This window comes from Micromonospora sp. ABR4_055 (genome assembly GCF_056160425.1).
The window spans coordinates 1-234 of the sequence record NZ_JBSWXD010000381.1 but is presented as its reverse complement, the minus strand read 5'-3'; the positions used below and the strand labels follow the sequence as shown (position 1 = coordinate 234).

1 protein-coding gene is annotated in these 234 nt (G+C 63.2%); it reads left to right on the top strand.

All coding sequences use genetic code 11. The features are described from left to right. Window positions 1-234, top strand: a 234-nt coding sequence (locus ACXAHD_RS32485) for a hypothetical protein (protein ID WP_475055240.1), incomplete at both ends; no start/stop codon positions are given.

Sequence of the window (234 nt, the reverse complement as noted above, 5' to 3'; positions counted from 1 at the left end):
TGATCGTCTACCAGGAGCAGGTCATGGCGATCGCCCAGCAGCTGGCCGGCTACACGCTCGGCGCCGCGGACCTGCTGCGCCGGGCGATGGGCAAGAAGAAAAAGGAGATCCTGGACAAGGAGTACGTGCCGTTCTCGCAGGGCATGCGGGACAACGGCTACTCCGACGAGGCGATCAAGACGCTGTGGGACATCCTGGTCCCGTTCTCCGACTACGCGTTCAACAAGGCGCACA